Source organism: Flagellimonas sp. MMG031 (assembly GCF_040112705.1).
In the GTDB taxonomy this organism is placed as follows: Bacteria; Bacteroidota; Bacteroidia; order Flavobacteriales; family Flavobacteriaceae; genus Flagellimonas.
Genome location: NZ_CP157804.1, coordinates 130929 through 144751, shown reverse-complemented (window position 1 = coordinate 144751; position 13823 = coordinate 130929). Strand labels below are relative to the sequence as shown.

General features: G+C 44.2%; 13 protein-coding genes. 3 read left to right on the top strand and 10 right to left on the bottom strand.

All coding sequences use genetic code 11. The features are described from left to right. Nucleotides 1-21: 21 nt before the first annotated feature. The 3 genes from lpxB to surE are packed head-to-tail and all read right to left on the bottom strand — an operon-like array spanning nucleotide 22 to nucleotide 2241. Nucleotides 22-1134, bottom strand: coding sequence for a lipid-A-disaccharide synthase (gene lpxB, locus ABNE31_RS00620; RefSeq protein WP_349351978.1), 1113 nt, complete (start codon nucleotides 1132-1134; stop codon nucleotides 22-24). A gap of 50 nt (nucleotides 1135-1184) precedes the next feature. Continuing rightward, nucleotides 1185-1472 (bottom strand): hypothetical protein, encoded by a 288-nt coding sequence (locus tag ABNE31_RS00615; RefSeq protein ID WP_293288902.1) that lies wholly within the window; start codon nucleotides 1470-1472, stop codon nucleotides 1185-1187. Continuing rightward, the gene (surE, locus tag ABNE31_RS00610) at nucleotides 1462-2241 is read right to left on the bottom strand and encodes a 5'/3'-nucleotidase SurE (RefSeq protein ID WP_349351977.1); all 780 of its coding nucleotides are present in this window, start codon (nucleotides 2239-2241) and stop codon (nucleotides 1462-1464) included. Before surE ends, ABNE31_RS00615 begins: the two co-directional genes overlap by 11 nt. Before the next feature lie 201 nt (nucleotides 2242-2442). On the opposite strand from surE, the gene ABNE31_RS00605 reads away from it, so the two are divergent. Further along, a complete protein-coding gene (locus ABNE31_RS00605) occupies nucleotides 2443-4617 on the top strand; it encodes a carboxy terminal-processing peptidase (protein WP_293280383.1) in 2175 nt (724 codons plus the stop codon). 89 nt (nucleotides 4618-4706) lie between these two features. Further along, on the top strand, nucleotides 4707-5504 hold the full coding sequence (locus ABNE31_RS00600; protein WP_349351976.1) for a DNA/RNA non-specific endonuclease: 798 nt from the start codon (nucleotides 4707-4709) through the stop codon (nucleotides 5502-5504). Here ABNE31_RS00600 and rodA read toward each other — a convergent pair. From rodA to ABNE31_RS00565, 7 genes are all read right to left on the bottom strand, one after another. Next, a complete protein-coding gene (rodA, locus tag ABNE31_RS00595; RefSeq protein ID WP_349351975.1) occupies nucleotides 5501-6784 on the bottom strand; it encodes a rod shape-determining protein RodA in 1284 nt (427 codons plus the stop codon). The two genes, ABNE31_RS00600 and rodA, sit on opposite strands and share 4 nt — an antisense overlap. Beyond that, nucleotides 6774-8642, bottom strand: a complete 1869-nt coding sequence (locus ABNE31_RS00590) for a penicillin-binding transpeptidase domain-containing protein (RefSeq protein ID WP_179385708.1) — start codon at nucleotides 8640-8642, stop codon at nucleotides 6774-6776. Before ABNE31_RS00590 ends, rodA begins: the two co-directional genes overlap by 11 nt. A 54-nt stretch (nucleotides 8643-8696) precedes the next feature. After that, nucleotides 8697-9203 carry a rod shape-determining protein MreD gene (locus tag ABNE31_RS00585; RefSeq protein ID WP_293280376.1) on the bottom strand — a complete coding sequence of 169 codons (507 nt, stop codon included), beginning with the start codon at nucleotides 9201-9203 and terminating at the stop codon, nucleotides 8697-8699. Then, nucleotides 9200-10012, bottom strand: coding sequence for a rod shape-determining protein MreC (mreC, locus tag ABNE31_RS00580; protein WP_349351974.1), 813 nt, complete (start codon nucleotides 10010-10012; stop codon nucleotides 9200-9202). The genes ABNE31_RS00585 and mreC overlap by 4 nt, the downstream gene beginning before the upstream one ends. 65 nt (nucleotides 10013-10077) lie before the next feature. Continuing rightward, nucleotides 10078-11106: a rod shape-determining protein gene (locus ABNE31_RS00575; protein WP_349351973.1), complete on the bottom strand. Its 1029-nt coding sequence runs from the start codon at nucleotides 11104-11106 to the stop codon at nucleotides 10078-10080. A gap of 55 nt (nucleotides 11107-11161) precedes the next feature. After that, on the bottom strand, nucleotides 11162-12694 hold the full coding sequence (gene purH / locus ABNE31_RS00570) for a bifunctional phosphoribosylaminoimidazolecarboxamide formyltransferase/IMP cyclohydrolase (protein WP_349351972.1): 1533 nt from the start codon (nucleotides 12692-12694) through the stop codon (nucleotides 11162-11164). A 91-nt stretch (nucleotides 12695-12785) separates the two neighbouring features. Further along, complete coding sequence (locus tag ABNE31_RS00565) at nucleotides 12786-13238, bottom strand: GAF domain-containing protein (protein WP_349351971.1); 453 nt, start codon at nucleotides 13236-13238, stop codon at nucleotides 12786-12788. A gap of 133 nt (nucleotides 13239-13371) precedes the next feature. Here ABNE31_RS00565 and ABNE31_RS00560 point away from each other — a divergent pair, with 133 nt between their 5' ends. Further along, nucleotides 13372-13758 carry a hypothetical protein gene (locus ABNE31_RS00560; RefSeq protein ID WP_293288883.1) on the top strand — a complete coding sequence of 129 codons (387 nt, stop codon included), beginning with the start codon at nucleotides 13372-13374 and terminating at the stop codon, nucleotides 13756-13758. The last annotated feature ends 65 nt before the right edge of the window (nucleotides 13759-13823 follow it).

Here is a 13823-nt window from a genome sequence, read left to right as displayed (position 1 = left end):
TTACTTTCTTGGATGATAAAACTACACATTTTTCACAATTAATCGAGCAGCTAGTTCACTGGCCCCTTTTCCGCCCAGTTTTTCCTTGAGTTCGATGTAGTCGGATAGTATTCGCTCGCGCTCTGGGCCATCCACAATCTTGGTAAGCTCTGCTTTGAGCTGTTTGGAGGTCAAATCATTTTGAATGAGTTCCTTCACCACTTCTCGTTTCATGATCAGGTTGACCAGCGAAATATAATCCAAGGTAATGATACGTTTCGCAATCTGGTACGAAATCCAGTTCCCCTTGTAGCAGACCACTTGTGGCACCCCAAAAAGGGCGGTTTCCAAGGTTGCCGTTCCACTTGTGACCATGGCAGCGTGTGAGTGTTTGAGCAGAGTGTAGGTTTTGTTGGAAACGTATTCCACTTTGTCACCTTTCAAAAAAGGCGTGTAAAAATCATCTGGGAGACTTGGCGCGCCCGCAATCACAAACTGGTACTCGGGAAAGTCCTTTTTTACGGATAGCATAACCTCTAACATTTTTTGCACCTCCTGTTTTCTACTTCCTGGCAATAGGGCAATAATTGGCTTTTTAGGGTCTAAACCGTTCTCCTTTCTGAAGGTTTCGTTGTCTTGCAAGGGAGTGTTCTCGATGGCATCAATAAGGGGATGGCCTACAAACTGAACAGGGTAGCCGTGTTTTTTTTCATAAAAATCCTTTTCAAAGGGAAGGATAACGTACATCTGGTCGATATCCCGTTTGATTTTGGAAATCCGTCCTTCTCTGGACGCCCAAATTTGGGGTGAGATGTAGTAATTGGTCTTAAACCCGTTGGCTTTTGCCCATTTGGCAATCCTAAGGTTGAACCCCGAGAAGTCGATAAAAATAACCACATCTGGATGGAACTTTTGGATATCCTCCTTACAATAGGCAATGTTCTTGAAAATTGTTGGGATGTTAAGGATGACCTCCAAGAATCCCATAAAGGCCATATCCTTGTAATGCTTGGCCAATTGGCCCCCGGCCTGTTGCATCAAATCACCGCCCCAACAACGGATTTCTGCAGCACTGTCCTCTTTTTTGAGTGCCTTGATCAAATTGGACCCGTGCAGGTCGCCCGATGCTTCACCAGCGATGATGTAATATTTCATGGGTAAGTGTCCAAGTTCAAAATTCAACCATCAATTTCAAAACCAAAGGTTTAAGCCATTACTTTGTAGGCCAAAATAACCAGTGCCGTAACCAGGGTGGCCAGCATAACGCCTTTGGCGCGTTGGTCCCGTTTGATGCGCAAAAAACCAAAGAAGGCTACCAAATTCAAAATGGCGCCCAATGCCAGTAAACTGCCAATATGACCTTGCTCCACGGCAGCATTAAAGGTGGTGGTAATCCCCAAATCGGAAAAAAGGAGTATGTACAGCAAAGTACCAAAGGTGTTGGCTATGATTCCTACAATAAATCCTATGATGATTTCTTTTCTATTGTTCATTTAAGTTCCAGTTGTTTATTTGTGGTATGGCGTGATGCGCGGTCAGGTCGAATTGGGTGGGTACTACGGAAATAAAACCGTTGGCCAAGGCCCATTCGTCGGTGTCCTCCCCCTTGTCCAAAAGCTCAAATTCACCCGTGAGCCAGTAGTAATCCTTTCCGGACGGACTGGTCCGTTTGTCGAACTCCTCCTTCCAATTGCCTCTAGCTTGTCTGCAGATACGAATTCCCTGTGGTTCGTTTTCCGTTTTTGGAATATTTACGTTCAATACGGTCCCTTTGGGAATACCGTGGGTCAGTGCCTCCAACACAATTTTTTTGATAGCGCCCAATGCAGGCTCAAAATTCGCGTCCCAAGAATAATCGCAGAGGGAGAAGCCGATGGCAGGAATCCCTTCGATACCCGCTTCGATGGCCGCACTCATGGTACCCGAATAAATTACGTTAATGGATGAATTGGAACCATGGTTGATACCGCTTACGCAGATATCAGGCTTTCGGTCCAAAATTACGCGAAGCGCCAATTTTACACAATCGGCCGGGGTTCCACTACAACTATATTCGCTTGGGGCACCTTCTTTATGGTCCACGACCACCTTTTTGGAAAAGAGGGTGCTGTCTACCGTAATGGCGTGTCCCATGCCGCTTTGTGGACTGTCCGGAGCAACCACCACCACTTCACCGATCTCTTTCATGGTGCGTATGAGCGCCCTTAGGCCGGGAGCTGTAATTCCATCATCATTGGTGACCAAAATAAGCGGTTTTTCCATCTCGGATAATTTAAGCTATAAAAATACGTTTTTCATAAGGATATGAAGGCCTGGGCGTTTAACAAAAAATTAAATCCGCCTGAAAGGACTGGCACGGTTTTTTCTGTATCTTAGGGAATTCATACAAGTAGAAACGAAGGAAGATACAATGAAGATTTGACAGTATGAGGTCAGATTGTTTCGTTCCGGAAAAATCAGATTATGAAAAAGAACTTTATTTTGGCACTTTTGGTTATTCTTGTCGCAGTCGCCTCCTGCAGCTTTACCAACAAGTCTTTTGATAACGATGACAAGGATAAATTTTTATTGGAATTGATTTCCTACGTATTGGAAAGGGGCCATTATGAGCCCAAAGAGGTGAACGACACCTTTAGTTCCAATGTTTTTGATGACTTTATAGAGGTCATCGACCCCACCAAGCGCTATTTCTTGGAAAGCGACATCAGGGAGTTTGAAAAATACCGCTTCATGATCGATGACGAGATCAGGAATACGGATATCGAGTTTTTCAATGCCGTCTATCAGCGGTTGATGGTCCGTATGGATGAGGCCAAGGAAATCTATAAAGAAGTCCTCGCCCAACCATTCGATTACAGTATTGATGAAACCATCGAGATCGATTACGATAAGCAAGAGTTTGCGACCAGCAAAAAAGAACTCAAAGAACGTTGGAGGAAACAATTGAAATACAATACCCTCAATGTATTTGATGATAAAATCGATAACCGAATTGCCGATGCCAACGCCGATGGCAGTCTGAATGCCGATGCGGTGATGGCTTTTAATGAGATACCCAGTTCCATAGATAAGGCTGCAATTGAGGAGGAGGCTAGGGAGGTCACCAAAAATACCTTGGATGAATTTTTCGACTTTGTGGACGATTTGGAACGCAAAGATTGGTTCGTACAATACTTAAATACCATTGTAGAGGAATTTGACCCGCATACCTTTTATTTTGCGCCTGAGGAAAAGGAGCGTTTCGATATTGGAATGTCCGGAAAATTTGAAGGAATCGGTGCACGATTGCAAAAGAAACCCGAAGGGGCCAAAATCGTTGAAATTATTTCTGGGGGTCCCGTTTGGAGAGACCAATCCTTGGAGGTTGGAGATCAAATCCTAAAAGTGGGGCAAGATGGCGAAGAGCCAATCAACATTGTGGGAATGCGTTTGGAAGATGCCATTAAATTGATCAAGGGCCCAGAAGGTACCGTGGTTGATCTTACCGTTAGGAAAGTGGACGGGACCATTGAAACTGTTTCCATTACCCGCGATGTAGTTGAATTGGAGGAATCTTATGCAAAATCTGCGACCATTGACGCCGGGAACGAAAAATTTGGATTGATCAATCTCCCAAAATTCTATGTGGATTTTGAGGATTATTCCGAAAGAAATGCAGCGACCGATGTGGCCAAGGAATTGGAACGACTCAAAGAGGCCGGTGCCGAAGGAATCATTCTCGATCTTCGTGACAATGGAGGAGGATCTTTGAAGACTGTGGTAGAAATGGCAGGATTGTTCATTAAGGATGGTCCTATCGTTCAAGTACGTTCTTCGGGTCAGCGAAAAGAAGTCCATGAAGACAAGGATGAGCGTATCCAGTGGGATGGTCCCTTGGTCATCTTGGTGAACGAATTGTCCGCCTCTGCCTCCGAGATATTGGCAGCTGCCATGCAAGATTATAAACGAGCGGTCATCATAGGGAGCAAACAAACCTTTGGTAAGGGAACCGTTCAAAATGTGATTCCTTTGGATGGCATTGTTCGAGGAAACGAACACGGTGATTTGGGAGCCATCAAACTGACGACCCAGAAGTTTTACCGAATCAATGGAGGCTCCACGCAGTTGGAAGGTGTAAAAAGTGATATTGTGGTTCCGGACAGATATAGCTATATCGATTTGGGCGAGCGCGATCAGCAAAATCCGTTGGGTTGGGATAAAATCACACCAGCCGACTATGAGGTTTGGGACGGTTACATTGATTTTGACGATGCTGTAAAAAAGAGCAAGGACCGTATGGCCACCAACGAACAAATTAAGCTTATCGAAGAAAACGCTAGATGGGTGAAGGAGCAACAGGATGAAAACCTGATTTCCTTGAGATACGACGATTACATCTCAAAGGAGCAAGAAGCCAAAAAACGGGCAGAAAAGTTTAAGAGCCTGAGGGATTACGATTCCAAGTTATCGTTCAGTTCCTTGCAGTACGAAAAGGAATTGTTCACACAAGATTCCGTGCTTCGTGAGAAAAGGAACAGATGGCACCAAGATTTGGCTCGGGATATTTATGTGGAAGAGGCCGTGAATGTGCTTAGAGATCTTCATCAGAACAATATCAAAAAGAAGGAGAGCGAACTGGCCAGTGTCAATAAAGGATAAACTGACCACATTCTACGAATGTAAGCCAACTCATTTTGAGTTGGCTTTTTTATTTATTTTCGCCCCAATTCAAGGGATTTAGGCATCAAATGAGAAAAAGAACGATTTATACCCTGCTCATGTTGGTTTGTATTGTGGGTTTTTGGCTATTCGAAAACTTTTATACTCCGGCTACTTATTCAGACCCAAGCACATCCAAGGTGAATGTGGCTGCTTCCGGGTTTTTACCGAGTTCCACAACGGGCGAAATCGTAGAGCATTCGTATTATACATTATCCTATAGTGAACCCCACGAACAAGCCGAATGGGTGGCTTATACCCTCAAACAAGAACATTTGACCTACGACGATAGGGAACGTCCTTATTTTATAGAGGACCCCAAAGTAAGTACAAAGTCGGCCGATTGGCGCAATTATCGAGGGTCTGGATATGATCGTGGACATTTGTGCCCGGCAGGAGATCGCCGCTTTTCGGAACAGGCCTACAATGAAACTTTTTATACCAGTAACATAAGCCCGCAGGACAGGGATTTTAATGCAGGTGTTTGGAACCGATTGGAACAGAAGGTCCGCTATTGGTGCAAGAAATATGGTGATTTGATGGTGATTACGGGGGGAGTCTTGGAAAATGACCTTCTGGAGATAGGCGATGAAGATGTGGATGTGCCCAAATCCTATTACAAAATTGTGATGCGTGGCAAAGCCAAAGATGCCAGAGCTTTGGGTTTTTTGATTCCAGCCAAGGAAAGTCAGCAACCCTTGGAGCAGTTTTTGGTACCTATCGATGAGATTGAAAAAAGAACGGGTATCGATTTTTTTGAAAAGCAGGCGCAGGACTGGCAGTCCAACATCGAGTCCGAAGTGAAGGTTAGGGATTGGAAGTTCTAGATACCGTCCTTCAATCGGTTGGAGTCCAGTTTTAGGAAAATGAACAACAACATGGTAAAGAAAATGAGCCCAGAACCGCCATAGCTAAAAAATGGCAAGGGCACGCCAATGGTGGGCAACAATCCAATGACCATTCCAATGTTGATAAAATAGTGGAACACCAAAATGGAAATCACTCCATAGCCATACATGCGGCTAAAATCACTTTTTTGCCGCTCCGCAATATAAATCAACCGTAAAAAGAACAACGAGAACAACAGGATAACGGTTGAGGTGCCCAGAAAGCCCCATTCTTCTCCTACGGAGCTGAAAATATAGTCGGTGTGCTGCTCGGGTACAAAATCGCCCTTGGTTCGGGTACCTTCCAAAAATCCCTTTCCAGTGAAGCCGCCAGATTCAATGGCTTTTTCGGATTGATAGGTATTGTAGCCGATTGTTTTTCGGATTTCATCCAGTTTTTCCTCATCCTTTTCCAAACTCAACCAAAGGGCAAAGCGGTCGCGGTGACGCTGTTCAAACACATTTTCGAACACGAAATTTACAGATAGCGAAAAGAGGATAGCAACTACAATGACTCCCAAGACTGGCAATAGGGGAATCTTTACGGAAGCCTTTTTGAAGGTGTAGACAAGCAGTGTCAAAATAACCAGTCCAATGGCGACCCAAACAGTGCCAAACATTAGGGTGGTTGCAAATAGGACCACGGCGAAAATGAGGATGCCCAAATAATATATGGGGAATCCTTCCCTAAAAAGGACAAAAAACAGGGAAAAATAGATGAGGGAACTCCCCGGGTCGGGCTGGGGAAGTATCAGCACAGCTGGCAACAGAATAATGACCAAAGCATATATCTGGTGTCTTCCGGTGCGGATGTCAGTTTGGATGTCGCTCAAAAATTTGGCCAGTGCCAGCGACGTTCCAACTTTGGCCAACTCGGAGGGTTGGAGGTTAAAAAAACCCAAATCATACCAAGAAGTTGCCCCTGCAATGGTTTTACCAAAGATGAAGAGTCCCAGCAACAACACGATGGACACAATATAAAAGATGGATGCAAATCGTTCAAAGAATTGTGACTCCACAAAAAGGACAAATAAAATACCCAAGGCTGCCAGTCCGATAAAAAAGAGCTGTTTTCCATAGAGGGTGGAAAAACTGAAAAGGGAGATGTCTGCTTCCCCTACGGAAGTAGAGTAGATATTGAGCCACCCGATAAATACCAAGAGGGCGTAGAGGATGACGGAAACCCAATCCAACCTTCCGAAAGGTCCTCTACCAGACATATTCGTTGATTTCAAAGGGTTCGCCGCTGTAAGGCTTGGCATACTCGTGCTCCAACGTTTTTTCCAGCATTCGTTTTTCCAGATCTTTTCTGGTGATTTCCCCTTTGATATACTTTTCAATCAATAGGGAAGCGATATGTCCAGCATAACGTGCACCATAATATCCATTTTCAATGTAAACCGCTAGGGCGATCTGCGGGTTTTCTACCGGGGCAAAGGCTACGAAAACGGAGTGGTCCGTTAGCTGCATACGTTCACCATCCACCCGTATGTAATTCTCAACCGTACCCGTCTTTCCGGCTATATCGATGCCTGGAATTTTGAGCCATCTAGCAGTACCATAATTGTATACGTTGGCCATGCCCTCGATTACAGGGTCAAAATGTTTTCGGTCGATGGTTGTGTAGCGGGGCTCGGTATATTCGGGGTTAATGTCCCCTTTATTACCTATACTTTTGATAACGTGCGGTGTATAGAAATAACCACGGTTGGCAATGGCAGCCGTCATATTGGCCAATTGTAAGGGTGTGGCAGCGATTTCGCCTTGGCCAATGGAATTGGAAATAATGGTGGAAGCAGCCCATCGGCCATTCCCATACCATTTATCATAATAGGCCACATCAGGAATTCTACCAGGGGCCCCGGTGGGAAGGTCAGTGCCCAAGAAATCACCCAAGCCAAAGCTTTTCATATGCTTTTCCCAAACGGACATTCCTTCGTCAGTCGTATTATATTTATCAAAAATCTTCCTGAAAACCCCGGCAAAATAGGCATTACAGGATTGGTAGATGCCAGAATTCAAGTCGCGGACACCACCTCCGCAATGACAGCCTCGAAGTGTGTTGCCCACATAAAACCCATGATAACATCTAAAATTCGTATCCTCGTCAATGACGCCTTCTTGTAGACCGATAAGTGCATTCAAGGTCTTAAAAGGTGAGCCAGGCGAGGGCTGGGCCAAAATGGAACGGTCCCAAGTGGGTTTGGCAATGGTGTCGTAATGGAGCTTGCTATAATTTTTGGAGCGTTCCCTGCCCACCAAAAGTGCGGGGTCGTAGGTTGGGCCTGAAATCATGGCCAAGATTTCCCCGGATTTGGGCTCAATGGCCACAATACCACCGCGTTTACCGTGCATCAATTTTTCCCCATATTCCTGCAAGGTCTTGTCCAAGGTGATATGGATTTCCTTGCCTTGTTGTGGCAGTGTATCCAATTTCCCATCTTTATAAGGTCCAATATCCCGATTAAAGCGGTCTTTTTGGATGTGTTTCACACCTTTTTGTCCCCTAAGGATTTCCTCGTATTGTTGTTCAATACCTGTTCGCCCTTTTAACTCTCCCGCAACATAGTAAGGGTTGTTCTTAAGGTCCCACTCGTTAACCTCACTGATATACCCCAAAACATTGGCGGCACTTTTGGTGTTGTAATAGCGCAACGACCTTTTTTGGATATAAAAACCGGTAAAATGGCGCATTTTTTCCTGAAGCTTGGCATAATCCTCCTTGGAAAGTTGAGGTACCAAAACCGATGGGAGCCGAGGGGAGTACCTACGGGCTTTTTCCATTTTGGAAAGAAACTCTGGTTTGTCAATGCCCAGCAGGCTACAGAATTCAATTGTGTCCAATGGTTTTACCTCCCGTGGGATGACCATCACATCATAAGCCGGTTGATTGCCCACCAACAGTTTACCGTTCCTATCGTAAATGTAGCCGCGTTCGGGATAGTCATATACTTTTTTGATGGCCGGATCGTCCAGTATTTGGTCCGGCGAAAAACGGAACAATTGCAAATAGGAAAGCCTACCGATAAAGGTAAATCCTATGAGCACAATAATGGAGGATAGCAATAATTTTTTCATGACCAATCTAAATTCTTGGGCGTCAATATATACCCAACGATAAAAACTACGTTTTTATTCGCTCTTTGGACTAAAAAGTGAACTGAATAATACACAAAGTATTAAAGTTACCATGCCCGTAGCAAGAACTTTTTTCAAAATTAATAGGATATGGGCGATACTTAAAATTTCAAACGAAAAGAATATCAAATGATGTAGTATCACCAATAGGGCCAAAAAGGTGACCCGTTGTACCTTGGTCGTATTTTTAAAACTGAAACTCTGGAAATCATAGTTCACTCCAAAACAAAAGCGCATGATCGACGGTCGGGCATAGGCAATGGTTACGGAAGCCAGTGCATTGAGCGCCAAGGTATCCGAAAAAATATCGATGACCAGCCCCAACAAAAAGGCGCTCAGCATAAAAATGGCCCTATTTCCTTTGATGGGATACCAATAAAAGAAGATTACGTACACAAAGGGATTGATGAATCCTAAAAAGTTCAGGTTATTGAAAATGAGCACCTGTGTGATGACCAGCAGCACAAAACGTAAGATATTTATGATTAGGGTGCTGCTCATTCTATAGTCCTTGATTCCAGTTCTTCGATTTCTTCCCTATCCTTGTTCTCGATGAGATATACATTTTTGATGTTGGCCATATCGGAAAACAGTTCAACATCGATGTTGTAAAAGCTTTGGGAAGCGTTCAGGTCGTATTTTTTGATGGTTCCAATGGGTACATTTTCCGGAAAAATGCTGGACATTCCCCCTGTAACAATGGTGTCGCCTACGACCACCGGAACCAATCGGGGAATATCGATAAGCTGGACCACCCTGTAATTTTTCGCATCCCAAATCAAGGAGCCGAAGTATTCTGTACCCTTAATTTTTGCGTTGATATTGGATTTGGTGTTGAGCACGCTTTGCACGGTGGCAAAGTTGGTCGAAACGTTTTCCACGATACCTAAAATACCATCTGTGGTGATTACCCCCATATCTTGATGAACGCCGTCTTTTTCCCCTTTGTCAATGGTCACATAATTACGAGGGGATGTAAAACTGTTCTTGATGAGCTTGGCGTTGAGCACTTGGTATACGGCCAAAGTGGAATCCAAGGGGGCTACGCTGTCATCTTGGGAGTTGAAAAGCATTTTTCGCAGCCGTTGGTTTTCCTCAACCAATCTTTTGTTTTCCTTTTTTAAATTGAAATAGGAAGAAACATCGGCCCCAGCACCATAAATACTTCCAGATACCCATCGGGAAGAATTAAAGAACTTGGATTGATGGTAGGAATGCGATCGGATGGTCATCACCAAGGCGATAAACGCAAAAAACACATATAGGAATGTATTTCGGTAGCGTAAAACAAAATTGATGATGCGTTGCATGCAATCGTATCGTTAAGAAGGTTTTTCAACTCCTTGAAGGTAATAGAACCGTAAGGAATACGGCACTATTTTATCAAAATACTTTTATAGCGTTCCAAGTTTTTGAGCGCAATCCCTGTACCGCGAACAACAGCTCTCAGTGGATCTTCGGCAATGTAAACAGGTAGGTCGGTTTTTTGTGAAAGCCTTCTGTCCAATCCACGAAGCATAGAACCACCACCTGCCAAATAGATACCGGTATTGTAGATATCGGCCGCAAGTTCGGGCGGAGTTTGGGAAAGCGTTTCCATAACAGCGTCTTCCACGCGCAAAATACTTTTATCCAAAGCCTTGGCAATTTCCCGATACGAAACCTGCACCTGTTTGGGTTTTCCGGTCAAAAGATCGCGACCTTGAATGGACTTGTCCTCTGGTGGGGATTTTAAATCTTCCGTGGCCGAACCAATTTCTATTTTGATGGCTTCGGCGGTACTTTCGCCCACATACAGGTTATGCTGCGTACGCATGTAGTAAATGATATCGTTGGTGAAAACGTCACCCGCAATTTTTACGGATTTGTCACAAACGATACCCCCAAGCGCAATCACCGCAATTTCGGCAGTACCACCACCAATGTCCACGATCATGTTCCCTTTGGGCTGCATAATGTCCAGACCGATACCAATGGCCGCTGCCATGGGCTCGTGGATCAAATAGACCTCTTTACCGTTTACACGTTCGGCAGACTCACGTACCGCTCGCATTTCTACTTCCGTAATGCCGGAAGGAATACAAATGACCATTCGCAGGGCGGGAGGGAACCATTTTTTCTTGAGTGCCGGAATGTTTTTGATGAACATACTGATCATCTTTTCCGAGGCATCAAAGTCAGCGATGACCCCATCCTTCAACGGTCGTATGGTCTTGATGTTTTCATGGGTCTTCCCCTGCATCATATTAGCTTCGCGGCCTACCGCGATTATTTTCCCTGATACGCGGTCCCTTGCCACAATGGAGGGACTGTCAACCACCACCTTGTCCAAGTGGATGATCAGGGTATTTGCAGTACCAAGGTCAATGGCTATTTCCTCGGTCATGAAATCAAAAAATCCCATACAAATCGTCTGTTTTTCGGATTAACGGTAAAAATTATCGGCTAAAGTACTAAAATTAATGTTTAAAATGCCTAGTACCAGTCATCACCATGGATAATCCGTTTTCATTGCAATAATCAATGCTCAATTGGTCCTTGATGGAACCTCCGGGTTGGATGACACTTTTGATGCCTGCCTTGTCCGCAATTTCCACGCAATCGGGGAACGGAAAGAAAGCATCACTGGCCATAACGGCACCTTCCAAATCAAAATCGAAGGACTTTGCTTTATGAATGGCCTGGTTCAAGGCATCCACACGTGAAGTCTGTCCGGTTCCACTGGCACAAAGCTGTTTGTTTTTTGCCAAAACAATGGTGTTGCTTTTGGTATGCTTGCATAGTTTGGAAGCAAAAATCAAATCTTCTATCTCCTCAGAGGTCGGTTTTTTGTCCGTAACTGGATTCAAATCTTCTTTGGAGTCGGTTTTGGAATCTTTATCCTGAACCAATACACCGTTCAAACAGGTTCTTACCAATGTTTCGGGCAATTCAATATCATTTTGAATCAAAATAATCCTGTTCTTCTTGCCTTTCAAGATCTCTAAGGCCTCATCAGTATAACTTGGAGCGATGACCACTTCGCAGAACAGATTATGAATTTCTTCGGCAGTTGGTTTGTCAATTTCCACATTGGAAATCAAAATACCGCCAAAGGCAGAAACCGGGTCACCGGCCAAAGCATCCACATAGGCTTGTTTGATGGTGCTTCGAGTGGCCAATCCGCAAGCGTTATTGTGTTTGAGGATGGCAAAAGTAGGGTCGTCGTTCTTGAATTCGCCCATCAAATTGACGGCAGCATCCACATCCAAAAGGTTGTTGTAGGATAGCTCCTTTCCGTGCAGTTTGGTGAACATGGCATCAAAATCGCCAAAGAAAAACCCTTTTTGGTGCGGGTTTTCTCCGTAGCGCAACACCTGACCTTTGGTTTCACTAATTTTCAACACGGTTTCTTCTTTCTCTTTGTTGAAGTAATTGAAGATAGCCGTGTCGTAATGGGATGAAATATTGAACGCCTTGGTGGCAAAACGTTTGCGGTCTTCCAAGGTCGTGGTACCGTTTCCTTCCGAAATCATGTTCAAAAAGTCTTCATAATCTTCCATGGACGATACACAGAGTACATCCTTGAAGTTTTTGGCAGCAGCCCTGATCAGGGAAATACCGCCGATATCGATTTTTTCGATGATATCTTGTTCAGAAGCGCCGCTGGCTACCGTTTTTTCAAAAGGATACAAATCGACGATGACAATGTCCAATTGCGGAATATCGAATTCCTTCATTTGGGACACGTCACTTTCATTATCCTGCCTATTCAAAATGCCTCCAAAAACCTTGGGGTGCAATGTTTTTACACGCCCACCCAAAATGGAAGGGTAGCTGGTGACGTCTTCTACGGGCATCACATCGATACCGAGGTCACGGATGAATTTTTCGGTACCCCCTGTGGAGTAAAGGGTTACACCGAGTTCGTCCAGCTTTTTTACAATAGGTTCAAGTCCGTCTTTATGGAAAACGGAAATCAATGCAGCGGAGGCTTTTTTGGCAGTACTCATTTCTATCTTAAAAATCAATTTCTTAAGCGTACAAAAGTACTTGTTTTAGCCCTAAAAAGCAGTACGGGTTATCAACAAATTCGGAGAAGTTTTACAGGATCTCCGCCACGTGTCGGTTGATGAATTCCAAAAAACGTTCATCCTCCTCCGTAAACGGATCAGGTGTATTGGAATCGATGTCGATTTGGCCCACATTCTCCCCGTTTACAAATAGCGGGACTACAATCTCCGCTTTGACGGTTATGCTGCAAGCGATATAGTTGTCCTGGGCGGCCACATCCGGTACCACGAAGTTCTGGTTGCTCACAGCCACTTGACCGCAAATACCTTTTCCAAAGGGGATAATGGTATGGTCGGTAGGGGCTCCAGCGTAGGGCCCTAGCTTCAACTCTTCCTTGTCACCATTTTTAAAATAAAACCCTACCCAATCATAATGGTCAACGTTGTTGCGCAAAAGTTCACAGATGTCGCCCAAACGGGTGTCCACAGCTTTGCTTTCGTCTTTAACGATATCAAGTATTTTGGGTTCCAATGATTTTAGCATGAACTATTCTTTTTTGCAAATGTATTGAATCGTGGATTTGTACGACAAAATAAAGCAAGCTTACAGATTGTAAACAGATAAAGTTCTGTTAAGCAAAACAATAAATGTTAATATTTTGTAGTTTTGTAATCGAATGAGACAGTTTTTCCATCAAATAGCATCCTTGCTCATGGCCCTATTGGTCTTGGCCTCCACAGTTTCGTGGACGGTGGACAAGCATATCTGTATGGGGCGAGTGATGGATATTTCCTTTTTTGCCCATGCCGATGATTGTGGAATGGACATGGATATGGAAACATCCTGCTGTGATGATGAATCGTTTACTGTTCAAGGTCAAGATGACCTAAAGATATCTTTCGAGAACTTCGATTTGGACCAACAAGTTTTTTTAATAAGCTTCGTCCAAACCTATTTTCAACGTTTCGAAGTTGAGTTGGAAGAACCCAATTCTTTCATAGCGTACAACCCACCTCCATTACTTCGGGATGTACAGGTCCTTGACCAGACTTTCCTTATTTGATTTAACATAGATTGAATTTTCCCGACCCGATTGGTTGGGCTGTTGCGTTTATACGCTTTTTTGTG

Coding starts and splice junctions, on each gene's coding strand:
- lpxB (WP_349351978.1), bottom strand. CDS start 1,134: ATGAAATATTACATCATCGCTGGTGAAGCATCGGGCGACCTGCACGGG.
- ABNE31_RS00615 (WP_293288902.1), bottom strand. CDS start 1,472: ATGAACAATAGAAAAGAAATCATCATAGGATTTATTGTAGGAATCATA.
- surE (WP_349351977.1), bottom strand. CDS start 2,241: ATGGAAAAACCGCTTATTTTGGTCACCAATGATGATGGAATTACAGCT.
- ABNE31_RS00605 (WP_293280383.1), top strand. CDS start 2,443: ATGAAAAAGAACTTTATTTTGGCACTTTTGGTTATTCTTGTCGCAGTC.
- ABNE31_RS00600 (WP_349351976.1), top strand. CDS start 4,707: ATGAGAAAAAGAACGATTTATACCCTGCTCATGTTGGTTTGTATTGTG.
- rodA (WP_349351975.1), bottom strand. CDS start 6,784: ATGTCTGGTAGAGGACCTTTCGGAAGGTTGGATTGGGTTTCCGTCATC.
- ABNE31_RS00590 (WP_179385708.1), bottom strand. CDS start 8,642: ATGAAAAAATTATTGCTATCCTCCATTATTGTGCTCATAGGATTTACC.
- ABNE31_RS00585 (WP_293280376.1), bottom strand. CDS start 9,203: ATGAGCAGCACCCTAATCATAAATATCTTACGTTTTGTGCTGCTGGTC.
- mreC (WP_349351974.1), bottom strand. CDS start 10,012: ATGCAACGCATCATCAATTTTGTTTTACGCTACCGAAATACATTCCTA.
- ABNE31_RS00575 (WP_349351973.1), bottom strand. CDS start 11,106: ATGGGATTTTTTGATTTCATGACCGAGGAAATAGCCATTGACCTTGGT.
- purH (WP_349351972.1), bottom strand. CDS start 12,694: ATGAGTACTGCCAAAAAAGCCTCCGCTGCATTGATTTCCGTTTTCCAT.
- ABNE31_RS00565 (WP_349351971.1), bottom strand. CDS start 13,238: ATGCTAAAATCATTGGAACCCAAAATACTTGATATCGTTAAAGACGAA.
- ABNE31_RS00560 (WP_293288883.1), top strand. CDS start 13,372: ATGAGACAGTTTTTCCATCAAATAGCATCCTTGCTCATGGCCCTATTG.